Annotated in this window: 21 protein-coding genes; 15 read left to right on the top strand and 6 right to left on the bottom strand. The window is 69.1% G+C overall.

Annotation, left to right across the window (positions count from 1 at the left end; all coding sequences use genetic code 11):
• Positions 1–363: 363 nt before the first annotated feature.
• The 4 genes from ACQP0P_RS01010 to ACQP0P_RS00995 form a co-directional block, all read right to left on the bottom strand.
• The gene (locus tag ACQP0P_RS01010; RefSeq protein ID WP_433358568.1) at positions 364–1,911 is read right to left on the bottom strand and encodes an SCO6880 family protein; all 1,548 of its coding nucleotides are present in this window, start codon (positions 1,909–1,911) and stop codon (positions 364–366) included.
• On the bottom strand, positions 1,908–3,767 hold the full coding sequence (locus tag ACQP0P_RS01005) for a hypothetical protein (protein ID WP_433358567.1): 1,860 nt from the start codon (positions 3,765–3,767) through the stop codon (positions 1,908–1,910). The genes ACQP0P_RS01010 and ACQP0P_RS01005 overlap by 4 nt, the downstream gene beginning before the upstream one ends.
• A 495-nt stretch (positions 3,768–4,262) precedes the next feature.
• Complete coding sequence (locus ACQP0P_RS01000; RefSeq protein ID WP_433358565.1) at positions 4,263–5,003, bottom strand: hypothetical protein; 741 nt, start codon at positions 5,001–5,003, stop codon at positions 4,263–4,265.
• On the bottom strand, positions 5,003–5,410 hold the full coding sequence (locus ACQP0P_RS00995; RefSeq protein WP_433358564.1) for a DUF6112 family protein: 408 nt from the start codon (positions 5,408–5,410) through the stop codon (positions 5,003–5,005). Before ACQP0P_RS00995 ends, ACQP0P_RS01000 begins: the two co-directional genes overlap by 1 nt.
• Before the next feature lie 152 nt (positions 5,411–5,562).
• Between ACQP0P_RS00995 and ACQP0P_RS00990 the strand changes: the two genes are divergently transcribed.
• The 3 genes from ACQP0P_RS00990 to ACQP0P_RS00980 are packed head-to-tail and all read left to right on the top strand — an operon-like array spanning position 5,563 to position 7,723.
• The gene (locus tag ACQP0P_RS00990) at positions 5,563–6,045 is read left to right on the top strand and encodes a helix-turn-helix domain-containing protein (RefSeq protein ID WP_433358563.1); all 483 of its coding nucleotides are present in this window, start codon (positions 5,563–5,565) and stop codon (positions 6,043–6,045) included.
• On the top strand, positions 5,964–6,635 hold the full coding sequence (locus tag ACQP0P_RS00985) for a hypothetical protein (protein WP_433358561.1): 672 nt from the start codon (positions 5,964–5,966) through the stop codon (positions 6,633–6,635). Before ACQP0P_RS00990 ends, ACQP0P_RS00985 begins: the two co-directional genes overlap by 82 nt.
• Positions 6,632–7,723, top strand: coding sequence for a C40 family peptidase (locus ACQP0P_RS00980; protein WP_433358560.1), 1,092 nt, complete (start codon positions 6,632–6,634; stop codon positions 7,721–7,723). Before ACQP0P_RS00985 ends, ACQP0P_RS00980 begins: the two co-directional genes overlap by 4 nt.
• A 576-nt stretch (positions 7,724–8,299) precedes the next feature.
• Here the strand turns inward: ACQP0P_RS00980 and ACQP0P_RS00975 are convergent.
• Entirely contained in the window at positions 8,300–9,034 is a 735-nt protein-coding gene (locus ACQP0P_RS00975) for a hypothetical protein (protein ID WP_433358559.1), read from the bottom strand.
• 224 nt (positions 9,035–9,258) lie between these two features.
• Between ACQP0P_RS00975 and ACQP0P_RS00970 the strand changes: the two genes are divergently transcribed.
• Both ACQP0P_RS00970 and ACQP0P_RS00965 read left to right on the top strand, forming a co-directional pair.
• Positions 9,259–10,050 carry a crotonase/enoyl-CoA hydratase family protein gene (locus ACQP0P_RS00970; protein ID WP_433358558.1) on the top strand — a complete coding sequence of 264 codons (792 nt, stop codon included), beginning with the start codon at positions 9,259–9,261 and terminating at the stop codon, positions 10,048–10,050.
• The gene (locus tag ACQP0P_RS00965) at positions 10,047–10,427 is read left to right on the top strand and encodes an AMP-binding protein (RefSeq protein ID WP_433358557.1); all 381 of its coding nucleotides are present in this window, start codon (positions 10,047–10,049) and stop codon (positions 10,425–10,427) included. The genes ACQP0P_RS00970 and ACQP0P_RS00965 overlap by 4 nt, the downstream gene beginning before the upstream one ends.
• 50 nt (positions 10,428–10,477) lie before the next feature.
• Here ACQP0P_RS00965 and ACQP0P_RS00960 read toward each other — a convergent pair whose 3' ends face one another.
• On the bottom strand, positions 10,478–11,374 hold the full coding sequence (locus ACQP0P_RS00960; protein WP_433358555.1) for a hypothetical protein: 897 nt from the start codon (positions 11,372–11,374) through the stop codon (positions 10,478–10,480).
• Positions 11,375–12,094: 720 nt separating this feature from the next.
• Here ACQP0P_RS00960 and ACQP0P_RS00955 point away from each other — a divergent pair.
• From ACQP0P_RS00955 to ACQP0P_RS00910, 10 genes are all read left to right on the top strand, one after another.
• Positions 12,095–13,660, top strand: coding sequence for an RNA polymerase sigma factor (locus tag ACQP0P_RS00955; RefSeq protein ID WP_433358553.1), 1,566 nt, complete (start codon positions 12,095–12,097; stop codon positions 13,658–13,660).
• A gap of 158 nt (positions 13,661–13,818) precedes the next feature.
• Positions 13,819–13,992, top strand: a complete 174-nt coding sequence (locus ACQP0P_RS00950) for a hypothetical protein (protein ID WP_433358552.1) — start codon at positions 13,819–13,821, stop codon at positions 13,990–13,992.
• A 34-nt stretch (positions 13,993–14,026) separates the two neighbouring features.
• On the top strand, positions 14,027–15,604 hold the full coding sequence (locus ACQP0P_RS00945; protein WP_433358551.1) for a hypothetical protein: 1,578 nt from the start codon (positions 14,027–14,029) through the stop codon (positions 15,602–15,604).
• Between the two features lie 1,378 nt (positions 15,605–16,982).
• Complete coding sequence (locus ACQP0P_RS00940) at positions 16,983–19,145, top strand: hypothetical protein (RefSeq protein WP_433358550.1); 2,163 nt, start codon at positions 16,983–16,985, stop codon at positions 19,143–19,145.
• 391 nt (positions 19,146–19,536) lie between these two features.
• The gene (locus ACQP0P_RS00935) at positions 19,537–20,352 is read left to right on the top strand and encodes a 3'-5' exonuclease (protein WP_433358548.1); all 816 of its coding nucleotides are present in this window, start codon (positions 19,537–19,539) and stop codon (positions 20,350–20,352) included.
• 80 nt (positions 20,353–20,432) lie between these two features.
• Positions 20,433–20,738 carry a hypothetical protein gene (locus tag ACQP0P_RS00930; protein WP_433358546.1) on the top strand — a complete coding sequence of 102 codons (306 nt, stop codon included), beginning with the start codon at positions 20,433–20,435 and terminating at the stop codon, positions 20,736–20,738.
• A gap of 399 nt (positions 20,739–21,137) precedes the next feature.
• Complete coding sequence (locus tag ACQP0P_RS00925; protein WP_433358545.1) at positions 21,138–22,493, top strand: hypothetical protein; 1,356 nt, start codon at positions 21,138–21,140, stop codon at positions 22,491–22,493.
• 199 nt (positions 22,494–22,692) lie between these two features.
• Positions 22,693–22,974 (top strand): DUF6247 family protein, encoded by a 282-nt coding sequence (locus ACQP0P_RS00920; RefSeq protein ID WP_433358544.1) that lies wholly within the window; start codon positions 22,693–22,695, stop codon positions 22,972–22,974.
• 332 nt (positions 22,975–23,306) lie between these two features.
• The gene (locus tag ACQP0P_RS00915) at positions 23,307–24,692 is read left to right on the top strand and encodes a dsDNA nuclease domain-containing protein (RefSeq protein WP_433358908.1); all 1,386 of its coding nucleotides are present in this window, start codon (positions 23,307–23,309) and stop codon (positions 24,690–24,692) included.
• Complete coding sequence (locus ACQP0P_RS00910; protein WP_433358907.1) at positions 24,689–25,234, top strand: hypothetical protein; 546 nt, start codon at positions 24,689–24,691, stop codon at positions 25,232–25,234. Before ACQP0P_RS00915 ends, ACQP0P_RS00910 begins: the two co-directional genes overlap by 4 nt.
• Positions 25,235–25,260 lie beyond the last annotated feature (26 nt).

The following is a 25,260-nucleotide window of genomic DNA, read 5'->3' as shown; positions in this document are numbered from 1 at the left end:
CGGATCCTCCGAGAGGTCGGGGCACTGCGCGGGCAGAGACGAGAAGCGGAAAGGGGGCGGGGTGCTTGCGCGGGCGTGTTCTGGTCGCGATCTGCCGCGCGGTGGTGGGCGCGGGCGGCGGGGATGGAACATGCGGGGTGCGCGGGGGGTGGTGCGGCAGGGCAGTGTCGTAGCAGCCCTGGCCTGGTGGGGGCGCATGAGGTAGCGGCCAGGCGCTCAGGTGCCTTCGCCGTGCCCCGCCGAAGGCGGCGAAGGACGTGGTGGGTCTGTGGCCACCGCCGGGCACCGGAGGCCGAAGGCCAGGGCCGGGGGCGCGGCGCGGCCCGCGGCGGGGCTGGTGAGCCGGTGCGGGCAGGTGTGCCATCATCGCAGCAGCCCGTAGCGCAGGCCGCGCGCCAGCGGCAAGGTGGCGGCGAAGGCGATGTCTTGCTCCATGTACAGGCGGCGCAGCTTCAGGGTGCGGGCGTTGATCTCGATGTCACCGCAAGCCTGATCCAGGGCTTGAACGCTGGGCGCGGAGATGCGGATCAGCCCGAGGAAACGGTAGGGGGCGTGCCCGGAGGCCAAGGCGTCGTCTTGGCGCTGGCGCATCGCCCGCTCATGGCGGTCACGGGCGGAGGTACGAAAACCCCACCGCTGGCGCATCCCGGCGTCAGAATCCTTGGCGGTCTCGGCGCGGGCGAGCTCGTCTTCGGCCTTGCGGGCATCGCGCGGTTCCAGCAGCACACTCAGCGTCCGCTCACAGCGGGTGTGCAACAGCAGCTGCTCTAAAAACGCGCCGGTCACCGGCCGCCGGGGCCATTCGGAAATCCAGTACACCGCGTGGTAGCTGCCGTCGGTGCGATAGTAGGCGGCGTGGTCACCGTCGCAGCCCATCGGCCCGGCCTCGGCGACGGCCAGACCGCCCTCGCGCTGGGCGTCAGGACCGCGGGCCTCGACCGCCCAGCGGAAGCCGGGATCGTAGGCGGTGCGCAGCAGCGCGGCGATCTGGCGGGGGGCCAGTGCGCCGTTGGCCTCGACACCGGCGTTGAGCAACTCACGCTGAATGGCTTGGGCCTGGGCGATGAGGTGGGCGCACGCGCCGATGTCACCACCGCCCAGGGTACGGATCTGACGGCGGGCCCGGCCCGGGTGCAAGGTCAAGCCGATGTAGTTGTCGTGGCGCTGGGTGAGCGGGCGGGCATCTAGCAGCAGGTCGCGGTAGGAGTCGCGGGTGGCGTCGCTGCCGCGGCCGCCGCCGTGACTCCAGTGCCGGGCCAGTGCTTGGCCGGAATCGGGCACGGTGGAATCGAGCAGCTGGATGCGCACGATGCCGGTGCCGGGGGCGGCCAGCGCGGCCAACGTCTCACCCCAGCGCAATAGCCGCTGGTCTTGTTCTTGGGGGGTCAGCAGCTGGAACGCTCCGGCGCGGGTGGACAAGATCAGCGTGTACAGGCCGCGTCGGCGGTCTTTGATCACACCGACGTTGCGCGGGCCGTGGCGGGTGTGGACCTGCGCGGTCAGGATCGCCAATCCGGCCAGTTCACCGGGCAACTCCAAGGCCTCGGCGTGCGGCGCGCGCCCATTGCCCGGGCGGCGGCGCGGGCCGGTGGCCCGCTCGGCGGCCGGGCCGCCGCGAAACTGGGTGTAGCCCACCGCGCGGCGGGCGGCGAAGGCCGCGGCGATCGGCAACCACTGGGCCAGCGTCCGGTCGGCCACCGGCACCCACACCGCGATCACGGTCGCCGCGACGATCACCAGCCCGGCGGCCAGGCCCAGCGCCCCGGCTTGGGCCAGGCGGATGAGCAGGAACAGCGCGGCGAAGACGGCCAGCACTGAGCCCATGCTCAGCCCCAGCACCACCCCGGTGCTTTCGCGGGGGCCGAAGGTATAGGTGTAGCGGCGGTAGGGGGTCTGGCCGGTCTCGCTCATGGGCGCTCTCCAGACGGTGGTGACGGCGGCGGCACGGGTGGGGAGGGCGGCAAAGGTGAGGGCGCGGAGGGGTCTGGGATCGGTTTGACGCCCTCGTAGCTGCGCAATCCCGCCAGCGGCGCCTCGGGGATCGGGGGTGGCGGGCTGGGCGGGTCGCTGCGCGGGGCGGGTGGGTCGTTGTCGCCGAGTGCGGGCAGCAGTGCCGGAGGCACCCGCCGGTAGGTGCGTTCCGTGAGCGGGGGTAGGGGGGAGGCCGGCTCGCGGGGACGCTCGGCACCCGGGGGGTTTGCGCCGCCGCCGCCGTTGCCGGGGGTGGTGCCGGTGGCGGGTACGGGCGTAGAAGGCGTGGAGGGTGGGGTGGTGGGGGCGGATGCGGGCGGGGTGTTCCTCCCGGGGGCGGGTGCGGCTGGTGATGAGGGCTGAGATGCCGGAGTGCCGGTGCCGCCCGGGGGGATGTTGGTGCGGGGTTCGTAGCCAAGGGCTTGCAACATCTCGCTGCTGATGGGCTTGATGCTGGTGGACTCGTCCTGCTTTTCGGCTGCCTTGGGGGATAGCGTTGTGGCCTTGGCGGTGGAGGGCTCGGTGAGGGCGGGCATCGGGGTGCGTCCCCCGCCGCGCATCGCGCCACCGGCCTGGCCGCGGGCCAGCGCGGCGATCCGCGGGCCTACCCCGAGCGCCTTGGTCGCGGCCGCGCCGACGCCGGCGGCCGCGACTTGGCGCAGGCCCTCACCGCTGTGACCGGGGTTGAGCGCCCCTTGCACCAAGCCGATGATCTTCATCACCATGAACGGGGAGAAGGCTCCCAGCCAGTACAACCCGGCTGCCAGCAGCAGGTCGTCGGCGGAGTCCGCGTTGATCAGCAGGGCTGAGGCCATCTTCAGCAGCAAGACGATGATGAGCTTGACGATGAGCAGTGAGGCGATGGAATCAGCCAGCCGGCGTGTCCATACGCGGGCTCCGCTCCAGATGCTGCCGGAGGCGGCCAGGGGCCACATCATCACGCACAGGTCGATCAACATGCGCCGGATGATCATCTCGATCCAGATGACTCCGAGGGCGAACAGCATCGCGACGCTCAGCAGGAGCAGCAAGACGAAGGGGTTGCTTTCGTTGCCGGCGGAGGTGGAGATCGTCCACAGATATCCCGCCGGTCGCAGCAGGGCCTGGGTGATGGACTCCCAGCCGCCCGTCCCTAAGATCATCACGCAGAACTCGTCTATCAGCCGGTGGGCCAGCATGACGATGGTGATGATCAGCCCTGTGGTGACGCCTGCGCGCAATACCCCCACCAGGGTCCGGCCGATCTCGCCCGCGTCGCGGCTCAGCGCCGCAAACAGCACCGAGACCAGCAGCGCGATGAGGGCGCACATCGCTGCCAGCACCCGGAGCAGCCCGAACAGGTCATCGAACCAGGCGCGGTTGAGATCCAGCTGGCCGTGTTCTTCGATCGCGGTGGTGATCTGTGTCGACAGCCAGATCGTGGTCTCGCTGATCAACGTCAGCAGCGACTGTTTGATCTCGCGATACAGGCAGTTCGGATCGATGCCGCTGCCGATCATGTTGTCGCACCACGGATCGGTTTCGCCCTGCAGGATGCTGGGCTGCGGAGTGGGTGTCGCAGGGGCGGCCGAGGGGGAGGTCGACGAGCCCGGTGAGGGAGGAGGCGCCGACGGCGGGCGTTGCGGGGCCGGTCCGGGCGACAGGGGCGCCGCCAGGGGCCCGGCGGATATCGGCGCGGCGCCCGTCAGGGCGGGCACGACGCCGACAGTGAGGGCGGCGGCGCTTGGCGGGCAGATACCGAGGAGGCCCACGACCACCGTGAGTACCCCTATCACCGTGCCCAGGAGGCGCTTCATCGGACGCCCGCCGGGAGGCGCGCCCGCCCGAGCGTGAAAGCGGGGCGGGGGGTGCGCATGTCAGCGGGCCGCAGGCGGTGATGCCCGGCAGGTGGCGCCGCCCGGCCTCGCCGGGGCCGCACCGGGGCGGGTGCGGGGCCGGGCTTGGCGTGCTGGTGGGCACCGGGCAGGTGGGGCGGGTACGGCCTGGGGTGAATGATCACCTGAGGCGGGTTCCCGCTTTGGTGCGCCGCTGAGCGCCGCGCCACAGCGCATCGCCACAGCGTGCGAACCCGTGGTGAGGACGCCTCGTCCGCGCCGGGCGCCGACGCATGGCTGGGGGTTGTGTCTGCGGCGCCGCCCCAAGTGCGCTGCGCCGCCCTGGGCGGCACACCCGCAGGCGTCTGTGGCGGCAGGTGGGCGCTGCGGCCAGTGGTTGGGGCCGATGCGGGTGTGCCGGGCCCGCCGCCCCGCCCCCTCCGGGGGGCGGTGGGCCCGGCCGGGGCGCGAGGGGCTTTAGTGCACCACATAGCCCGGCGCCACCGATTCGGATAAAAGATCACGCAGTTGCTGGCTGAGGAGGATCAGATTGTCACCGTTGATCGGCTGCCAGCCGCTGGGCGGGGCACTGTAGCCGACCGGGATCGGCCCCACCGCGCCGCTGCTGCGATAGTCGCTCACCCGCCACCCGGCGGGTGTCCACGACAGCTGCAGGCGCATCAGGCCGTGGCCGAGGCTGGCGGGCTGGCCAGATCCGGCGATGTAGATCGCCACGAACACGTTCACGCTGGCCTGGGTGGTGCTGACCTGTTCGGCGCGCAACGCCACCGGTACGCTGCGAAGCGCGAAACGCACCCCGCGCTCGGCGTCGTCGCGCAGCCCGGCCAGTGCCGGTGTGGAGGCCTCGCGATCCAGCAGGGCGCGCACCTGCGCTCGGCGAGCGGGATCGGCCACCTCCTCGCTGAGCCAGTCGCGTCCGGCGGGGGTGAGCACCTGGGGGGAGCCGATCAGGGCGACGCTTCGGGCCGCCGCCGCCAGTGCGCCTTTTTCTCCCCGCGTTCGCGCGTCCGCGCCCGCGGCGAGCCCTGAGGATCCGGATCCGGATCCGGCCGGGGTCGAGGCAGCGGGCGCAGAAGCGGGCCCGGCGGTGGCCGGGGGGCGGTGATCGGCGCTCAGGCGGCCCAGCGCCCAGGCGGCCAGGACGGCGAGCAGGGCACCGGCGCTCAGCGCCAGCCGGATGCGGCCGGTAGGTGACATCAAAACTCCTCGCCGATGTTGAAGGCCCACTCCACCAATTGCCCGGAGGCGCCGATCACCAGGGCGGCGGCCAGGCTGGCGAACACTCCGGCGCGTCCGGCGCTGGAGGCATAGGGGTTACCGAACCAGCGGCCGACCCCCAAAACCATCGCCGAGATCACCACTCCGGCCAGGGCCGCCAGGACGCCGTAGGATTTCAGACCTCCCACGATCTCGATGAAGGACTGGGCGCCGGGCAGGGCGTCGGGATCCAGCGGGACATCTTGCAGGTTGGTTCCGCCCGAGCGGCTGGGCCGCGGGGTGGGGGCCGGGCTGAGCAGTCGTTGCAGCCTGGAGGCGATCGCCCAGCTCACTCTCATCGTGATCGGCAAGGACACAGTGCCGGTGTCGCCCGCTGTCGCATCCATGTGACCTCATCTGCCGCTGTCGATGATCGCCGCGGTATCTGACACCACGACTTTACATTTTTACGGTCGGTGGGTCATTTTTACGGACATGATGCGGAGAAAGCAACGGACACCCCGCTGGCACTCCCCCGCGAGGGTGCGAAAATCAACGGGTGGATGCGCCCTCACGCCCGCGCGGCCGGCCGCGCCGCGGCCAGGCGGCGGCCGACCTGCTGCCCGCCGACGGACCCGTGATGACCGCCGCCCACGTCGCCGCCCTGCTTGGCGTCAGCGACCGCACCGTCCGCCGCGACGCCCACGCCCAAACCATCCACGGCCTGCTGTTAGCCCCCCGCGTGTGGCGCTTTGGCCGCGCCTGCCTGCTGGCCCGTCTGCGCGGCACCAACTGCGCCGACATCGTCTACGACGACGAGATCTTGACCATCGAGCAGGCCGCCGCACTGCTGGGCATCGCCCCGGCCACACTGCTGGCCGCCGCCGGCGGCGCCGTCATCCCCTCGGTGCGCGTCGGCGGCCAATGGCGCTTCAGCCGCGCCGCCCTGCTGCACGCCTTGTGCCCGCAGCACCTTCCCTCCTCCCCAGCCCCCTCCTCCCTCGCCGCCTCCCCGGACGATCCACCGCCCCCGCCCCGGTAGCGCGCGGCGGGCCCGCGGCGAGCGCCTGGCTGAGTGTCCTGGCCCTGGCGGCCGCGCTCCTGCTGGGGACCGGCTGCACCGCGGCGCCCCCCACCTCCGCTCCCGCCGACACCGCCGCTTCGGTTTCGATCCCGGCCCCTGCCGTCGGCACCGCGCCCGCTCCCCCGAGCGCGGGCCCGCCTCATCGGCCGGGCGAGGAGGAGCGCGCGCAGCGCCGGACCGTCCTGGCCACCGCCCGCCACTTCGCCACACGCCTGCTCACCTACACCCACCGCGCCCCGCACCGGCTGGCCCCCTCCCGCCGGATCGGCGCCCTGGTCACCCACCGCTACGCCCAAGAGCTGGCAGCGCGTGATGCCATCGACCCGGCCCTGGCCGTGGCCCAGCGCGAAAGCTCCCGGGTCCACATCACCAGCGCCCGTCTGAGCGCCGAGGCGCCCAACGAGACCGGCACCCAGTACGTGCTGCTGACCTGCACGCAGACTCTCACCCTGGGCGGCCACACCGAACGCCTCGCGCTGAGCTGGAGTCTGCGGCTGCTGCGCTTTCCCGGCGGCTGGCGCGTCGATGAGGTGATCCAAGCCGGATGATCACCCACCTCCGCCCCCTGCTCACCGCCATCCTGGCCGCCATCGTCGCTCTCGCTGTGATCATCGGCCTGCTGTTCAGCGATGAAAACCTCGATGGGAGACTCCCCGCCGGCGCGTCACAGTGCCAAGCCTCCGCCGCGACCATCACCCCCCGCACCGGCACCGCGCCGGGCGCAGGTCAAAGCACCGCGCTCAGCGCCGAGCAGATCGCCAACGCCCACCTGATCGCCACCGTCATCCGCGAGCGCCTGCCCGCCCCTCAGGCCCACGCCGCCACCGCGATCGCGCTGATGGTGGCCATGGCCGAGTCCTCGTTGCGCAACCTCGACCACGGCGACCGCGACAGCCTGGGCCTGTTCCAGCAGCGCGCCGGCTGGGGCAGCGCCACCCAGCGCCGTGATGTGCGCTACGCCACCGCCGCCTTCCTCGGCGGCCCTGCCCCACCGGCCAACCCCGGCCTGACCGACCTGCCCAACTGGCAGTACCTGCCCCCCTGGGCCGCCGCCCAGGCCGTGCAGCGCTCGGCCTACCCCGACGGATCCAACTACCGGCGCTGGGCGCCGATGGCCACCGCCTTGGCCACCCACCTCCTCAGCATCGAACCCCCCTCCCCCGCATGCGCCACCCCGCCCCCCGCCCCGACTGACCGAGGCGGCCCTTCGAGCGACTCCACCGTGCCCGCGCCGGTGCGCACCGCGATCACCTGGGCGCTCAAAGCCCTCGGTACCCCCTACCAGTGGGGCGGCCACTGCGAGGCTCCGAAGATCAAGCCCGTTAACCCCATCCGGGACAACTGCGACTGCTCCAGCCTGCTGCAAGTCGCCTACCGCACGGGCGGCATCGCCATCCCCCGCACCACCTACGACCAGGTCCACGCCGGACGTCCAGTACCCATCAGCCAGGTGGCCCCAGGAGATCTGGTCTTCACCCCCGGCAGCGGCGGCTCGGCCACCGCCCCCGGCCATGTCGCGATGTACATCGGCGACAACACCATCATCCAAGCCCCCCGCACCAACGACGTCGTCAAACTCACCGACTGGGCCCTGCACAAACCTTCCGTGGTCGCCGTGCGCCGCATCGTCAACTGAACGCCATGACCACTCTCACCGGCGCAGACCCCTCCCCCCAAGGGGGCGGCCCGAACATGTCCGAGGGGCCGCGCGCCTCCGTCAGAAACACCCATCGGTGAGAACCCACAGGTGGAGAACCTGTTCGGTGCTGAGCGGGGAAGCGGCGGGACTTCACGCCGACGGGGAGCGATCGCACCTGATGCGGGAATCCCGCCCCTCATGCAAGGCCGCTTTCGACCCACCGAGGCATCGGATAACGTGCGCAAGCCGCGCAACCTGCCGAGCTAGCGGGCGGCAGGCCTCCGGGATGACGGCCACCGCGACGTAGCAGATAACAACCCCTTATCCACTACATCCACGCCCGCGCGGCCCCCTTCCGGCGTACTGGCCTGCGAGGAGGATTGGTGCAGGAATCAGCGGTAAGGCTGCGATCTTGGTTCCGGTTCGGTGACGGGTCGGGTTCGTCCTGGTGGCGGGGCCTGCGTTCCGGTTCATGCCTTACTGCCGACAAGAGGACGGTGCACCAGCGAGCCCTGGCGGCTCAGGTGGCTGCGATGGCGAGGAGCGTGTCGGCGACGGCCCGAAGTCCGATAATCATGAGGTCGTGGCCGGTGTCGATGTCCCACAGGCGGCCTTGTCGTCGGTGACGGCTTCGACGGTTGGCTGGGGGGCGTCGAGGTCGAGGAGGCGTCCCCAGATCCTCTGGGCGGTGTCCTGGTAGGCCCGGGTGAGTTCGACGAGGCGGCGGCGGGGTCGCGGGTCGCACAGGTCGTCGGGCAGGAGCGGGTCGTGGAGGATCGTGGCGATGGCCTGGCTGCCGAGAAGAAGGGATTCGTGGGCAAACTCCTCAGGAGCGAGGGCCGACAGGCGGTCGTAGCTGTCGGTCAGGGCGGCGGCGGTCCGTCCCAGCCGGCCGACGAGGGCTTCGGCATCCCATAGACCGCGGAGGTCGGCGTCGTCGGCGGGGTCGAGATGGTGGATGCCGAAGACCGCGGCGCCAGGGGCCATGCCGGTGTTCTGAAGGGTGGCGCGTAGGGCGTCGATGCCGCCGGTGAGGTTGTCGGGGCGGACGTGGAGGGCACCTCGCCAGGGCCGGAAGCCGAGGAGGTCGAGGGTGCGGTCGTGGTGGCGCAGGACGGCGCGGTCGGTGCGGGCGGTGGTGGAGTTGTCGACGGCGGCCCAGGTGCCGGTCCAGGGGGTGCGGGTGGTGTGGCGGGTGGCCCAGTCCCGCACGTGGGGGTAGATGGGCAGGGCGTCGGGGTGGAGGGTGTAGCTGCCGCGGCCGTCGCGCTCCAGGACGCCTTCGTCGTGCAGGCGGGTGGCGGCCATCCGGATGCTGGGGGCGCTGAGCCCGACGATCTCGCCCGCCTAGCACAGCGCGGCGATGGAGAACCGGGTGGTGGGCCGGGCAGTGGCCAGGTCGAGCAGCAGCTTGCGAGCCGTCAGCTCCGTCATTTGCAACAGCTCCTAAACAGGATTTTCCAAAGCTCGTTATAACTTGGGTCCGTTCCCCACTGTAGGGCCGCGAAGGCCGTGACGTGCCGGAGGTAGAGATGGGCGACGCGAGGGTCGAGATCGAGGGCTCGATCACCACGATCTGGATGGACCGGCCGGACCGGCGCAACGCCGTCGACGGGGCCATGGCCGCAGAGCTGCGGGCGGCGTTCGAGGAGTTCGAGGCCGACCCGGATCAGCGGGTCGCGATCTTGGCGGGCAGCGGCGGGACGTTCTGCGCGGGCGCCGACCTGACCGCTGTCGGCGACCTCGAGCGGCGCAACGAGCTCGACCCCGAAGGGGGCGGCGGCGGCCCGATGGGGCCGACCCGGATGGCGCTGAGCAAGCCGCTGATCGCCGCGATCGGCGGGCACGCGGTGGCGGGCGGGCTGGAGCTGGCGCTGCTGGCCGACCTGCGGGTGGTGGAGTCCGACGCGGTGCTGGGGGTGTTCTGCCGACGCTGGGGCGTGCCGCTCATCGACGGCGGCACGGTCCGGCTGCCGCGGATCGTCGGGCTGGGCCGTGCCCTGGACCTGATCCTCACCGGACGGCCGGTGAAGGCCGACGAGGCCCTGGCGATCGGCTTGGCCAACCGGGTCGTCGAGCCGGGCAGTGCGGTCGAGGCGGCCCGTGAGCTGGCCGAGCAGATCGCGGCGTTCCCGTTCGGCTGCGTCTTGGCCGACCGGGCCTCCACCTACGCCGCCCTGGACCTGCCCATGGCCGAGGCGCTGCGCGCCGAGGGCGCGGCGGGCGTCCCCATCGTCGAGGCCGAGGGCGTGGCCGGCGCCGCCCGCTTCGCCGCGGGCGCCGGCAGGCACGGAGTTTTCACCCGAGAGGAGACCACTCCATGAGCCCCACCACCCGAGAACTCATCGTCCGCGGCGCACGGCAGCACGCCGAGCGCACGGCGGTCGTGTTCGGCGAGAACGAGCTGACCTTCGCCGAAGTCGACGAGCTGAGCAATCGCTTGGCCCACGCATTGACCGAGGTCGGCGGCGGGCACCGGCGTCGCACCGATCTGCTGGTTAACAACAGCCTGCTGAGCGTCCCGGTCGATAACGACTCTTACCAGTCTCGCGGGCCTGCTTCGGCCGCATCCCCTGTGGTGAGGCCTCCGGCGCAGTGCGGGCATATGCCGTCGCCGAGGGCGGCCAGGGCATGCAGCATGCCCAGACGATGGATCTCCTCGGGGACGGTGAAGCTGGGGCAGGGCCGTGCAAGGGCATGAGGTCCTCTTCCTGGCGACAGAGGGGAGCGTAGGGCATCACTGCGCTTACCTCAGGCCCGCCGGGTGAGAAGCCACGCGGCTACGGTGACCTCGTGCCACTTCGGCTTACGGGTGCCCCTGCCCGTATCGGGCTGCGGGGCCTGCTCTCGCGTGACGTAGCCGGTGAGGGTGGTGGTGGCGATCCTCGCGCGCTCGGCGACCTGCTCGGTGTCGAGCATCTGGCCACCCAGCTCGATCTCCTGCTCGGCGAGGGCGGCGAGGATCGCGCCGCGGTTGTCGAGGAAGTTCCTCGCGTAGTTGCGGGGGTCGCCGCTCTGCCTCAGGAGCTCCATCGTCGCGGTGAGCACCCGGCGCTCACGCTCCCCCTCGACGAGGTGATGGCAGGAGGCGCCTCGAAGTGACCATGCTCCGTCCAGGCTGAGCCGAAGTGCTGCGTTGGCGATGGTCTCATCGGTGTCCCACTCCAGGTGCTCGCTGGCCGCGCCGATGGCCAGCAGCACCGCGATGGCCGGGGCGGCTTCGTAGGCTCCGGAGATCAGGATCCGGTAGTGGTCTCCGTCGTTGAGATCGGGGTACATCCGCTCAACAACCTGCCAGGTGTTCGCACCCCACTTCAGGCCCTCGTCGTTGGTGGGGCTGCTGGCCCGTAGGTCGGCGGACCGAACGGAGATGTAGCCGCGCTGGCCGAGCAGGTGCCGGCAGTCTTCGGCGGGGCCGACATAGCGCCAGAGGAGGATCTCGTCGTAGCGGTTGGGGCCGTCGGTGTCTCGCGCGGTGATCTCGTACACCGCCTCGTCGCTGATGGCGTGGGCGTCGAAGTGGGCCATGATCTCGGCCGCGGTGTGCTTGTGCTTGGCGAGGATGCGTTTGCGGTCGTACTTGGCCTGCTGGTAGGCGGCCACAAGCGGGTGGCGCGGGTGGCTGATCTTGACGGGCGGGGTGGTCACGCCAACACCGTACAGCGCTAACGCTGTAGTGCACAGTGCTATCGCTGTAAAGACTTTGCGCTCCGACCCCATCCGGACCCATTCGGACCCTTCCGGACAAGGAATCGTTATCCGCTACATCGCGGTGGCCGTCATCCCGGAGACCTGCTGCCCGCCACCTCGGCAGGTTGCGTGACGTGCGCACGTTAGTCGCCCAGGACAACGGGTGCTTCCACGGCGAAGAGACCCCGCCCCGCCTTCGAGGCGGTGCCCTCTTGGCTCGGGGAGTTCGTTTCCAGCGAGGCGCTCTTTTCGCGAACTGCCCGCCAAGGAGGTGGACTCCTGCGCGGTGCGCACAACTTGACTACGCCCCCTCGCCTTTCTTGACAACCGGGGCGCCGTGATCGCCGGGCGAGCGGCGGCAACCGCGAGAGCCGCCCCGAAGCGGCCGGCCCGGCGAAGCCCTTCGGATCCTTCCCGCTGCCCGTGACAGCGGGAGCACTGCGGGCGTGACCAGCGAGGCTCTGAGGGCTCGGCGGCGCCGAGCGCACTTTCCGGGCCGGGGAGACCCCCCAAAAAAGCTTGACAAGGGGAGTCAGATTTGGCGACTCCATTTGTCACGAAATGGTCACAATGCACCGACTGGCCCCGGGAATCCATGGAAGCGGCCGGAAGATCCCCATAGCTTTGACAACCGCCTTGACTCCAATGTCATCCGCTGGGTTTCGAAGGGTGGGCACCATGATCAAACAACCGACACACACCGATCCCCCATCACCACCACCCCACCCCCGCACCACAACCGCGGCCCCCACCCGCCACGAACTCACCGACCGCTACGGCGCCGCCCTCCTGGACTACGCCCTCACCTGGCGCGCCGTCCCCGACCTCGCGGCCGACACCGTCCGCGACGCCCTCACCCTGGCCACCCGCCACCCCCACCGCATTCCCAGCCCCGACCAACTGCGCGCCTGGCTGTACGCCCTGACCCGCCTCCTGGCCCACAACGGCGACGGCACCCACGCCTTCACCACCGCCCCCCTCCCCCACACCCCACAACCCGCCACCCACGGCCACCCCTACGCCCCCACCGGCACCGAGCCCCCCATCTCCGGCCGCCAACTGGCCCGCGACGCCCTCTCAGCCCTCGACCGCGGCGACCGCGAACTCCTCGAACTCGCCCTGCGCCACGACCTACCCCCCCACCACATCAGCGCCATCACCCAACGCCCCCTCGCCGAAACCACCGCGGCGCTCACCGCCGCCGAAGACCTCATCGAGGCATGGGCCAGCGTCATCCGCCAAGCCGGCAAGCTCAACCCCACCTGCCCCCAAGCCGCCACCTTGGCCACCCAATGGATCGACACCCCCAGCCGAGGACTGCGCACCAAGGTCCGCATGCACGTAGGCCAATGCGCCACCTGCGGCAAAGCCGCCCACATCACCATCGCGGCCGCCACCCTCATGGCCCACCTCCCCATCACCGCCCTCACCCCCGAACTCCACCAGCACCTCATCACCCCGGCCGATCCACCGGCCACAGATCCCCCCTGGAGCGACACCGGGTTCCCCCACCAACCCGACCAGCCCAAACCCCAACAGCACCGGGCCGCCGATCCAGCACTGCAGGGCTTCCAGGAAAACGACAACAGCGACTTCTGGAACGACCCGCCCCCGCCGCTGCCCACAGACACCGACGCCGCTTCCACCCCGGCCACCACCGCCAGCAATCCCGCACCCCGCGGCGCCCACCGCCAGCACGACCACCCCACCCCCCTAGCCGCCGCCCTCACCCAGCTGCGTCGTCTTCAGGCCCTCATCAACCCCGGCCAACGGCGCGCCCTGCGCACCACCGCACTCGGCGCAGCCAGCCTGCTCATCTGCCTGACCATCTGGTCCTGGACCGGCCAGCCCCCTCAGATCCACAACGCCAGCGCCCAAGCCCCGCACACCGCCGCCTTCAGCCAAGACCCCCTCCCCCTGGAGTCAGCCCCCCCGCCCCCGCTCACCCCGGCGACCACGGCGCCCATCCCGGCCTCCGACCCGCCCCCGCCCAGCACACCGTCACCGTCCCCGCCCACCACCACCGCCGGCACCCCACCACCAACGACCGGCACCTCCCGGCCACGCCCCGCCCCGGCGCGCGCCACCCCTGCCCAGCCGACCGTTCACATCACCCCCCATCCCCATCCCCGCGCCCACCGACCACCCTCACCAGCGGGCCCGATCACGCTCCACCCCCGCCCGGCGCCACCACTCACCCCACCACTCCCGTTTCCGCCCCGACCTCCCCAAACGCGGCCCTGAGCGCATCAGCCACCGACCTCGACCTCAGCGCCGGGGCCAGCGTTCCCCTCAGCCTGTCGGCCACCGGCCCCATCACCTGGAGCGCCACCACCACCGGCACCGCTCCTCCCCGCCTGACACCAGCCAGCGGCACCCTGCTCGCCGGCGAAAACACCACCGTGACCCTGCACCCCCCCGCCCCCGACGAGGGCGGACCCTCCTTCGTGAACTTCAGCGCCTGCGCCACCCCCGCCACCGGCCTCATCACCATCCACTGGTCAGGCCCCACCAACAGCCCCGACGACGAAGGAACCCTCACCATCACCACCCGCTCCCCCGCCCCCTGCGGCTAACGCCCGCGCCGACGCCAAAGGACACCCACCTGCCATGACCGACCCCACCCCAACAGCCCCTGCCCGCACCCGGCCCTGGCGCCTGATCGCCCTCATCGTCGTCGTGCTCCTCGGCATACCCACCACCTACGCCATCGCCAGCCCCGACCCCCAACCCACCACGAAACAAACCTGCGCCACCCTCTACACCCGCGGCACCACCGCCTACAACGACTGCCTGACCCTCACCCTCGACACCGCCACAGCATCCTCCGCCCCCAGCCGCAGCGCGGCGGCCAAGAAGACCATCAACGTCGTCGAAGGGTTCGACCCCAGCCCCGCCTACAACGGCGGCGGCGACGGCGCCCGCCTGTTCTGCGTCGCCGACGACGGCACCTACACCAGCAACGCCCAAGCCCGCCGCAGCTCCTCCTGCCCTCGCCCGATCACCTGCACCCCCAGCCCCCCCACCTCCAAGCTGCAGTGCCTCGACCACACCGAAACCCCGATCAACCCTCCCGGCGACCTATGCCAGCGCTCCACCGACTACCTGTGCACCGCCACCAGCTCCACAACCTCCCCCACCACCGAGCAAGCCCCCAACCTCGCACCCCCCAGCACCGGCCCCGACCCAGGCCTGATCACCCCCGCACCCGCCATCACCCTGACCGCCTCTCAACCCCCGCCCACACCCTCGCCCCTCACCCCGAGCCCGAGCCTGTCCCCCGCCTCTTCCCCCACCCCCTCGCCCGCACTCTCAGCCAACGACCCTCTCAACCAAGCCATCGAGCACGCACGCACCCAAAACCTGCGCATCTGGCTGGAAACCGACCTCACCACCACCTGGCAAGCCGGACCCACCCACCTCAAAGCCACCGCCGACCGCCTCGCCCAATACGCCGCCCAACCCGGCGTCGCCGGCGTCAAAATCGCCTACGACCTCGGCATCCGCGGCTTCACCACCACCGAGCAAATCCAACGCTTCATCGACGAAACCTCCGCCACCCTGCGCGCGGCCCTGCCCGCCGGCCGCCAACTCGCCATCGACGTGACGGTCCCCGAACTCGGCTGCGGCACCAACCAACCCTGCCAGCAGGCACTACGCACCAAATATCCGCTCATCACCTTGGACCGGGTGGAAAACTACGTCCTGAGCGGAAGCATCGACGTCGTCAACGTCTCCAACATCCTGTCCGCCACCGACTACCAGCCCTGGAAAATCCCGCTGGAGCGAGCCCTCACCCAGCAATGGCTGCGCCTACGCACCCGAGGCTGGGACACCCGCGTCCACCTCGGCGCCCGCGAAATCGCCCTGGCCCACCGCGGCGCCACCTCCACCGCCAGCAAAGCCTCCGCCGAAGCCGCAGTCACCGCCCGCGTCGACCAACCCCTCAACACCGGCGGCGCACGCAGCGTCGTGCTGTGGACCTACCGCCAAACCTGGGACGGCGCCACCTGGCGCCTGACCAACACCGGCCCGACCCCCAACCACGTCTGGAACACCCTGATCCGCCGCAAATCCCTTGGACGACTCGCCATCACCTACAACCCCCACGAGCCGGAAAAGACCATCACCGAGGACATCCACACCATCGCCCAAGCCGCCACCGAGGTCTACCTGCATGCCCAATGAAACCCACCCGCTCGGCACCCGCCCGCCGAACATCCCGGCAGCTTCAGGCGCCACCCGCCGACGCCCACCGCGAGAGGAACTACAGCAATCGCGAGCATCACCAGGCACCGATCGCCAGAGCATCTCAGCAGGTCTCACCCGACGCCGACAATTACCCCTCGGCGGCCCCGGACCAGGGGCGAAGGCTGCGACCATCAACGGCCCACCGCCGACTAGGACGGCCCGGGTGATCACCCCGATCACAGCACCGAACAGCTAAAACCCGACAACTCAGCCAGGAGAGCGCCCCTCAATGAGAAACAGCGGCAACCCCTGCGGTGCTTGGGAAACACACATCGTATGTGGAACGATGGCCAACCAGGCGACGCCCACCGCTCATGGTGGACCAGCCCGCAGAAACGACAAAGGCGCCCCCCTGGCAGGAGGCGCCTTGTACCGCAAACCTGTGGAACCAGCTCCGAAAAGGTTGAGCGCCCAGACGAGCCAGACCACAGACCAACATCTGGAGCACACGATATCAGCTACCCCACGGGGCGGCACAGCCCGCGTTTGCCCTGGCGCCCCCAACAAAGATTCTGCTGCATCCCAGGTCAGCTGTGATTTCTTCGGACCAAAACCACAGACGTCCATGATTCGGGTGACCAGATTGCGACACGCCGGGGTCAATGCTGCACTGACACTCTCAACTTGTGCCATGATCTTCCCCATGGCTATGACGAGTGGGACTGCTAGAGGTGGCGCCAAGCGCGGCGCACCCCGTGGCGAAGTTCGTCGTGAACCGACCTACGACGAGACCAGCGGACTTCCCTGGCGGACGACCGCCAACCTCGAGCCGGAAATCGCGTCGAAACTTGTCAGATACTGTCGCAGGCACAAGATCAGCGTCAGCGCGGTCTTGGCACAGCTGGTCGACCGCTCAATCGACGAGCAAGGGCGCTCAATCGACGAGCAAGGAGAGGCGCGTATCGCGAGCTAAAACGGCAAAAGCCCCCGGAACACCCTTGTCCGGGGGGCAGCCACCACACCGCTGCGAGAAGATCTTCAGCCAGGTTTCCAGGCCAGGACGCTGAAGTTTTCTCTGTGATCAGTCCGGACGGCATAGCCGCCATGGACCGGTTTTTTATTGCTCGGGAACGAGTCCCTTGGAGGGATCATAACCGATGGTTCCCGGGTTGGCACGATCGTGCCTACGATCGGCGCGTCTTCGCGCGGATCCGTGGCGATTGATGCCCTTCCCGGATCGCCGTGGGCTGACCCAGTGCTTGCGCCACGACCAGGCGCAACCTCGGTCGGCGGGTCCACGCCCAGCACCTCCGGAATCCCGGAGACCGCTCGGCAGCAATGGGCCCTGTTTGCTCCTGCCCTGAGCCAAGACGGCATGATGCGCGTCTCTCGCGACGGAGGCCGCAGCTACTCCAAGCGCCGCCGCCAACGCCTCAGCACCACCCACCCCCACCAGCCGACGACCATCTCGGTCTACAACCCCGAACTCGGCAGCGGCAGCGTCCTAGTCCTCGACTTCGACGTCTCCAAAGCAATCCAGGCACCCAACCCGGTCGCCCAGGTGCGCGCCGACGCCGACGACTGCGCCGCCCTCATCACCCGATGCGGCGGCCGCTACATCGCCGACGTCGCCCCCCGTGGCGGCCGCCACCTCTACATCCTGTGGGCCACCCCACAACCCTGGCAGGAGCTCTACCTCCTGGCCCTCGCCCTGCGCCGCCGCTACCCCCACACCCTCGACATCACTCCCAACTCCAGCCCACACGGCCAGATCCGCCCGCCGGGCTCACGCTACAAATCCATCAACGGCCACAGCCCCGGCTTCCAAGAACTCAGCATTCCACTGCCCATGGCCCTGACCGCGCTCGCTCACCCCAACGACGCGCACGTATGGGCACGCCTGCAGCAAGAACTCACCGCCGAGCTTGCCCACAGCGCCCCGATCCGCCACGCGCCCTCTCCCGACGCCCTCAGCGACGCCCCACCCAGTGGATGGAGGAGCGTACCGCGTGACATCGACGATGAGCCCTGGCTGCCTCGCGAAGGAGGCCGCTCCCCGCTGCGCCCCGACCTCGCCCAGATCGCCGTCACCGGGAACTACGACCCCACCCAATTCGATCCCGGAACCGCCACCGCCGGCCACGCAGCGCGCGTCGCCGTACTCAACTCACTGGCCGCCCGCGGTTGGCGCCTGAACGAAGTCCGCCAGCTCATGCAGGACGGAACCTGGCCAGGCCTAGCCAGCCTGTTCGCTCGCTACCGCCCCTCCAACCGCGACTCAGCTCTGGTCCGGGACTGGAAAAACGCGATCGATTACATCCTCCAGCAGGAATCTGTCCGCGATTCCGACACTAGGGAGTCGAGCCCACCCGCCGCTGTTACAGGCAAGAGGGTGAAGGCACAGATCTGCGGTCCGTGGCCTTTAGAGGTGAGCTCTGAGAACCAACGCTCTTTACTTTGTAGATCTGTGTCACTTGCTCCCCCTTACCACCTCGACCCCTACCAACAGATCCGCACCTGGTGGAACGCGGTCCTTCTCGCGGAGCAGGACGCTGAACGGATGCAAGGCTGGGGCCGGGCCGCGACCTCTGTGCGCCTGGTCCTGAGAGCCCTAGGCGCTGCGGGCCAGATGACCGGGCTGACGGCCGTGGAGTTCGGCGTACGCTCTCTCAGCCTCATGACGGGCCTGCACTACGACACCGTCGCTCAGGTCTTGCGCACTCTCAGAGAAGAAAACGACGCCTTCATCTACCGGGTGGAAACCCAACGTGGCGAACGCGGAGACCTTTACCTGCTGCAACTCCCTGACAAGTACCGGGAGATGGCCCTGTGGCAACGCTGGAGAGCCGGCAACATCCAAGCCCTTCACCCTGTCTTCCGCCTCCTGGGCGGCGGGACAACCGCTCTCGTCTACGAGCACCTCACCACCGCCCCCACCAGCCGTAACGACCTCATCCGTCTGGCGGTCCTCTCCCCCACCACCGTCAGCGAGGCGCTGGCAGCCCTCCTGCAGTACGGACTCGCCGAACGCACACCACAAGGCTGGATCCGAGGACCAGAGGATCTAGACATCCTTGCCGACTTCCTCGGAGCCGGAACCCTGGTCGAAGCACTACGAGACACCTATCGCCAGCACCGCGCCCAATGGCACGCCTACCTGACCAGATCACACGTCACGATCGCCGACATTGTCGACGCGACCCCCAAAGACGGTCATATCCCCATCGAACCGGCTTGGCACGACCGCGAACCCGTCGCCACGACGGGAACGCAACATCGCCACCGTAGTGACGATGACGACGACCTCCAGCGGCTTGCCGACGCAGAGGTGCCCCCCTGGCTCGACGACCACCTGGGCGGTACCGACCACATCCCGGAGCTTGTCCCCGATCGCGATCCGATCTGGGAACACATATGGGGCAAAGAAGTCGAAACAGGCTTAAATCCCCTGCGCAGTTTCTGTCGATCCGCTCCCCGTAAGACATCGGCTAAAGGGCAGCGAGCGACTGATAGTGAGGATGTGAGTGGCATTGCTTGATGGTCTGCCCCTTCGACTGCCTGACGCTCCTGTTAAGACTTGAGCAGCACGGGCTGGCTCTGTGCTGGAGCCCAGAGCAGCGATCGAGCTGGTCTGACCAAGGGGGCCCTCCCGCCTGGTCGCCTGGCGCAGTTGGCGGTCGACGCGGCCTGGCCGACGTCGCCGTGGCGGCCACCGTGCTCCTGACCCGGGGAGCGTATGGCCGCGTCTGGCCCTGCGAGCATCCCTCCACGCCTCACTGTCAGCGCAGGTAGTTCGTGCGCCGCACGGCGGCGTACGGTGACCTCTGCCGGTATTGCTCGACCCCGGCCGCCGTGTACAGGTAGGTGCCCGGCGGAAGCTGATTGAGGAGGAACCACTCGATCGGGGTGCTCCTGTTAGATCATTAGGTATGGGATCTCCAGCAGAGACGAACCTGGACAGTCTTCCCCGGGTCACCTGGAAGCAGGCCATGAGCAGCGGCCTCGACACCTACAAGCGCCTCGTCCATGACGGCCTCCAGCCCGTCCGGCCGCCCGTGGCCCTCACCGAGTTCGAGCGACGCCCGGTCAAGCTGTTCTCCCGCGCTGAGACGGTCAGCCTGCGCGAGGTCACCGGCCGGGCAATCGACTGGGCCACCGCCGTCCTCGTCTCCGACGCGGTGATCCTCGACACCGAGACGACCGGTGTGGACACCAGCACCGACAGGGTCGTGCAGATCGCCGTCATCGACATGAGCGGCCGCCAACTCCTGGACACCCTCATCGACCCCGGTGTGCCGATTCCGGAACGGGCGACCACCATTCATGGCATCAGCGACCAGGCCGTCGCCTGCCAGCCCACGTTCGCCCAGGCGCTGCCCGAGATCTCCGACGTCCTGGGCGACCGGGACGTCGTCGTCTACAACTCGGTATACGACGGAGCCCTGCTGCGTGCCGAGGTCGCCCGCGTTCACGGCGACGAGCACGCCGAGCAGTGGACGCGAAGCCGCACCTGGAAGTGCGCCATGCGGGTCTACAGCTGGTACAAGGCGCAGTGGAGCGTCACCCGGGAGGACTGGATTCGCCACAAGCTCCCCGGCGCGCTGCACGGCGCCATGGGCGACTGCCAGGCCACGCTGGAGCTGATCCGCACCATGGCCGCCGCCGGAGAGCCGCCGGAGGGCTACGGCGCGCCGGTGACCGACTCGCGCGGCAACCCCCACGGCTGGCCGACTCCGGTGGAGTAGGGCCCGGATCTTCGCTTCCGATCCGACACGCCGCCGGAAGTGCGCTCTTGATTTTCTGATTCAGGATAGGGTCGGCGACCATGAGTAGTGGCCGTGCAAAACGAGGCCGCCCGTCCAAAGGCGGGCGCCGTATCCCCGTGCGGTTCCTGCACGCGGACATCCTGACGCAGACGTCTGGCAAGGCCGAAGAGCTGGGGTTCGACTCCTTCTCGGCCTACGCCGATTTCGTATTCGCTCTCGTCCACGGCAAGTGGCGGGAACTCGGTTTCAAGAACGAGGACGCGGCACGGGCATACATGGCCGACCTCGGCCGTGGGATTTTCCGCCCGCCGCCCGCCAGAGCACTCCAGATGGGGTGGCTGCTCACCGAAGACACCGCGGCGTAGCCGTCCCGGCCACGCCCGAAGGAGACCTATCGAACAGCTCACATTGAGTCTGCGGAGCAGATCGCAGACAGCAAACAGGGCCCCCGCGCCATAGCCGCCACAGCAAACGCGCGAGGACCCTCTCTACAGGCCACCGGTTCCCGGCGGGCTTTCGCATGCCTGGAGCCGGTCCCAGAAGCTTCGGAGACCACGATAGACGATGTCGCCGAGGCTCGGCTACTCATGCCCGAAAGCGGCGTGTCGCAATCGGGTGATACTGGCCTTGCCTCACACAATGATCACAACCGCGCATCATCGCACTGGGCACACAGCAAAACGCCTGGTAAGCGTCGCCGCGCGGTCTGCTACGAGGACGATGACCGGCTGCCCGCCGTCCCAACCCTGACGTGGTTTCGGCTGGTGGCGTTGGCCTGGTGGCGCTGCACGTTGGCCGATCGCTGCGCCTACCGCATGGCCCGCCACCTGACCCACCACGCGGACAAGGCCGGCCACATCACCAACCTCCCGAAAGTCGTCGGCCTGTACGCATCCCAGCACAAGGTGGGGCGCCGTACCGCGTGGACGGACCTTGGCCGTCTGGTCGGGCTCGGCATGCTGCGCAAGACCCTCGGGGCGGCCCCTGGCCAGCGCGCCGAGTACGTCTTGTGCTGGGACCTGGCTCGCCTGCCCGGGGGCTTCCCCAAGAGCCTGGGCCGGGCGGTCGAAACGGTCACTGACAACCCGAAGAGGCTGGCCATGCGGCGGCCGACCCTGGCATCGATTCACCGCGCACTTGCCAGCTGCGTCACGGTCCGGTACGGCTCTCGCACCTGCTCGACGCCCATCCGCAGTCGTGGCTGTGGACTAGTGCACACGTCTCCTTATACGTATGAAGGTTCTACCCCTCCTCCGACAGAGTCCGGCCTGGACGAACCACCGGGCTGTGATCGGCGAAGGTCTGAGGGGGACAAAACCCTCGCCGAAAGGATGGACGAGGCGCGGGAACTGCTGGAGCGGTGCCGGGCGATGTGGGTGATGCAGCGGGCCGGTCAGGTGCCCGAGGGGACAGAGGTGCCGTCGAAGAGTGGCATGGCCTCCCTGGAGCACCTGGTCGAGCTGCTGCTGCGGCACCTGCCACCAGGCGAGGTCGAGGAACTGCTGTCGGCTCAGGTCCGGTCGGCGAGGAGCATGGTGGGCCTGGTGCAGTGGCGGGCCGGTCGGCTGCTGCGTGGTATCCGGCGTCGTCAGCAGATCCGGGTGGATGATGCCGGGGTGCGGCATGCGGCGTGGATGGCGGAGCAGGCGGCCCGGTGGGAGGGGCAGTACGCGGGCTCAGAGAACCGGCGGCGGGCGATCGCCGAAGCGCGGCGGGTCCAAGAGCGGCATGGGACGTCGACGGTCGTGGCGCGGGGACGGCGGGCGGATACGGCGGCGGCCGTGGCGCGGTGGGCGGCCGAGCCGGAAGTGGGCTTCGCCCGGGTGGTCCAGGAACTGGAGCCTGGGGTGGACGAGACGGCGAGGGCCCGGGAGGAGGCGCGGCGGCGGGCGGTCGCTCGCGCCCGGCTAGAGCGGGAAGCGAAGACGCTGGAGAGGCAGCGCATGCTCACCGCCGTTCCGCTCACCGACGACGAACGTGCCGCGGTCGACGACGGCCAGGCTGCCTTGGACCGGCAAGCCCTCGCCGAGCTGATCAACCAATGCGTGCAGGAGGAAACCGACCCTGAGCGGCATCTCGCGGCCTGGGAAACGCCCGAAACCCTGGGCCTCCTGGCCTGACGGCATCACTACTGTCCAGCGGAGCGATCGTTATCTTGAGTCTTTGAGCGTTCTTGCTGGTCAGCTGATTGATGCTTAGGAAGGCATGTCAGGCAAGTAGCTGGCCAACCACCGACTCAACGACGCCCTCAGAGATGGCCGGTTGTTGTCGCAGGACGCTGATAGCGTCAAGCCTCCGCTCGTGGAGGGGAACCTGCCTGTGCCGATCATCGCGCCCGAGCCTCGGCCGGAGAAGACGTTGCCCGCGATCCGCGAGGCCTTGAGCCACCCACGCGATCGAGAAGGTTTCGACTGGGGGCTGCCCGCCGCGGTGGAGGAAGCGCGCGCGGTCGGCGACTGGAAGTCGATGGAGGACTTCACCCATAGGTGGTGGATCATCGCCTGTGACAGCATGCAACATGGGGTTTCGGTAGCAATCGCGGAAAATCCAACAGATATAGGTCTGACCTGCATGGATAGAGCTTGGCCCGCCGTTTCGTGATCGTGTTTTCCTAGGAATCTCCGCAGGTCAGCAGCAACATCGTTGGATTCACGGCCATTACTACCGGGACCCCGAGATGATCTCTTCTTTCGCATGTGCCCCGTGCTGGTTTCAGGGCCTCCAACCAACCCGGACCGATTCAGTACTCCTCGGTCCTGCTCGCCAGGATGGAAGACAAGAGGTCTGCGGGGTTGCTATTGCTGCTGCGGCCAGTGTGGTGGGTCGCACGACAAGTCGTCTTTCATGCTTAACAGGCTATTGCGTACCGCTCCGTGATCGGGTTCGCTGTTCGTGAGTTTGCGCTTACCGGTCGCAAGGAAGGTGGATGCACCGTGGCGGGTGACGCTGCTTCAGGAGCCGGGCAGGAGCACGGGCTCTCCGCAGATGTCGACCCGAGCGGTCAGCTCGAGCTGGACCTCTTTCGGCGGCCGGCCGAGGACGCGGGCGCGCCGACCCAGGGCAACTACCACTACCAGACCGAGATCATCGCCTCGTACTGCCTGAGCCTGCACACCGATACGTCGATCGTAAAGATCATCTGTGAGTGGCAGGAAGACTTCATCATCGTGCGGGACAGACCGCCGCTGCTGGAGCTGGTGTCGGTCAAGCACCACGACCAGATGCTATACACCACCATGAAGTCGCTGTGTGACCACGGCGGGATCGCGCACCTGTTCGACCGGTGGCTCGGCTACACCAGCTGGCCGGTCGTACGGCTGGCCAGCAACACGCGTCTGGGCGGCAGACCGGGTGACTACACGCCGCGTGCCCTGCTGGACGTGTGCCGGGCCGGTGAGCTGGACACGCCGCGGGGGGCCGCGCTGATCGCGCACCTGGCGTGGGCCATGATGGAAATGGCGGCGAAGTCCACCACCCTGGACAACATCCCCAAACCCGCCGCACCGGTGCCGCCCAAACCGAAACGGCACGACCCGGCCGGTCTGCCGACAGGGCTGTTCGAGATGCTCCTGCGGTTCGTGCACAGCTGCCAGTTCGACTGCGAGCGGCCAGCGAAGCGTGACATCCGGGATGTCAACATCCGGCAGATTGTGGAACCTGCGGCTGGCACGCTTGGCTTCGCGCCATCGGCAGCCGCTGACGTCTACAAGGCGGTCGTCGATCTCGTCTCGGAGGCGAGCCGGGATGACAGCGGTCGGCCCGTCGATCTGGCCCAATATCTAACCAACCCTGGCGCCTACGACCCGCGGTCGGAGATCGCGCAGACGGTTCAGCGGCGGACCATCTCCCGTGACGCGGTCCTGGACGCGATCCGGCTCGGCACGCGGCGCGCTGTCGGCGACCCGGTGTCGCTGCTGCGGTCCGGGCAGGCGCCGCCACGTGCCCCCGGCGGTCATCGCCTTATCGAGAAGATGCGCGACGCCCTGATGGGCGATGACGAACGGGACAACGCCCTGGGCCTGCGAGACTTGTGGCTGCACATCTGGCCGCAGGCCAGGACCGGGTTCCCGGAGGACATCGAGACGCAGTTCCGGCTGGAGATGGAGATCCTCGACATCGTCCGCCGGATCCGTGCCCAGCTGATCGGCAACAGCGGCCACCACGGCATCCAGTTCCAGGCGCTGCTGCATGCTGAGCTGCGCCGGGCGGAGCTCAGCAAGAAGATCAGCGTGCCACTCGATGACTTCCACATCCTCGGGTACGCCTACGAGTTGAGCGACATGTGCAAGTTCGGATTCTCGCGACCGGCGGGTGGATGATGATCGCTCCGCTGCCCGCTGCCGCTGTCCTGGCGATCCGCCAGGAGAGCCTCTATCACGAGGCTCGGGTCCTCATCCTCGTCTGCCAGTTCACCCAGCCGGGGGAACCATTCCGCGGCCTGACCAAACTGGCGAAGATCGATTTCCTGCTCCGGTATCCGGTCATGGCCGAACGCCTCCTGCCGGCCGGCGTCGCTGGGCCGGGCGTCGCGCCGACCGACGACGAGCGACAGGCGGTGGAGAGCCGCATGATTCGCTACAAGTACGGGCCGTGGGACGACCGCTACTACCCCATCCTCGGCGCGCTGGTCGGCAAACGCCTTGCGACGTTCGCCCGGGTTGACGGCTCTACCGAGATCACCCTGACCGATGCCGGACGCGACCTCGGCATGGCCTTGGAGGGAACCAGCCCGTGGGCGGTCGTGGCCGAGCGGGCCCGATTCCTACGCGCACACTTCGACCTGCCTGGCCGGGATCTGAAAGACCTGATCTACGAACAGTTGCCGGACGTCGTCGCGCTCCCGCTCAGAAGCGAGATTTAGATGGCCACGAAGCTGCGTATCCGGTC

The organism is Streptosporangium sp. CA-115845 (assembly GCF_050943795.1).
Taxonomy (GTDB): domain Bacteria; phylum Actinomycetota; class Actinomycetes; order Streptosporangiales; family Streptosporangiaceae; genus Streptosporangium.
This window is presented reverse-complemented; position numbering and strand designations above follow the sequence as displayed.

Coding starts and splice junctions, on each gene's coding strand:
- ACQP0P_RS00965 (WP_433358557.1), top strand. CDS start 10,047: ATGAGCCCCACCACCCGAGAACTCATCGTCCGCGGCGCACGGCAGCAC.
- ACQP0P_RS00930 (WP_433358546.1), top strand. CDS start 20,433: ATGAGTAGTGGCCGTGCAAAACGAGGCCGCCCGTCCAAAGGCGGGCGC.
- ACQP0P_RS00995 (WP_433358564.1), bottom strand. CDS start 5,410: ATGGATGCGACAGCGGGCGACACCGGCACTGTGTCCTTGCCGATCACG.
- ACQP0P_RS00940 (WP_433358550.1), top strand. CDS start 16,983: ATGATGCGCGTCTCTCGCGACGGAGGCCGCAGCTACTCCAAGCGCCGC.
- ACQP0P_RS00975 (WP_433358559.1), bottom strand. CDS start 9,034: ATGGCCGCCACCCGCCTGCACGACGAAGGCGTCCTGGAGCGCGACGGC.
- ACQP0P_RS01005 (WP_433358567.1), bottom strand. CDS start 3,767: ATGAAGCGCCTCCTGGGCACGGTGATAGGGGTACTCACGGTGGTCGTG.
- ACQP0P_RS00935 (WP_433358548.1), top strand. CDS start 19,537: ATGGGATCTCCAGCAGAGACGAACCTGGACAGTCTTCCCCGGGTCACC.
- ACQP0P_RS00980 (WP_433358560.1), top strand. CDS start 6,632: ATGATCACCCACCTCCGCCCCCTGCTCACCGCCATCCTGGCCGCCATC.
- ACQP0P_RS00910 (WP_433358907.1), top strand. CDS start 24,689: ATGATGATCGCTCCGCTGCCCGCTGCCGCTGTCCTGGCGATCCGCCAG.
- ACQP0P_RS01000 (WP_433358565.1), bottom strand. CDS start 5,003: ATGTCACCTACCGGCCGCATCCGGCTGGCGCTGAGCGCCGGTGCCCTG.
- ACQP0P_RS00955 (WP_433358553.1), top strand. CDS start 12,095: ATGATCAAACAACCGACACACACCGATCCCCCATCACCACCACCCCAC.
- ACQP0P_RS00945 (WP_433358551.1), top strand. CDS start 14,027: ATGACCGACCCCACCCCAACAGCCCCTGCCCGCACCCGGCCCTGGCGC.
- ACQP0P_RS01010 (WP_433358568.1), bottom strand. CDS start 1,911: ATGAGCGAGACCGGCCAGACCCCCTACCGCCGCTACACCTATACCTTC.
- ACQP0P_RS00970 (WP_433358558.1), top strand. CDS start 9,259: ATGGGCGACGCGAGGGTCGAGATCGAGGGCTCGATCACCACGATCTGG.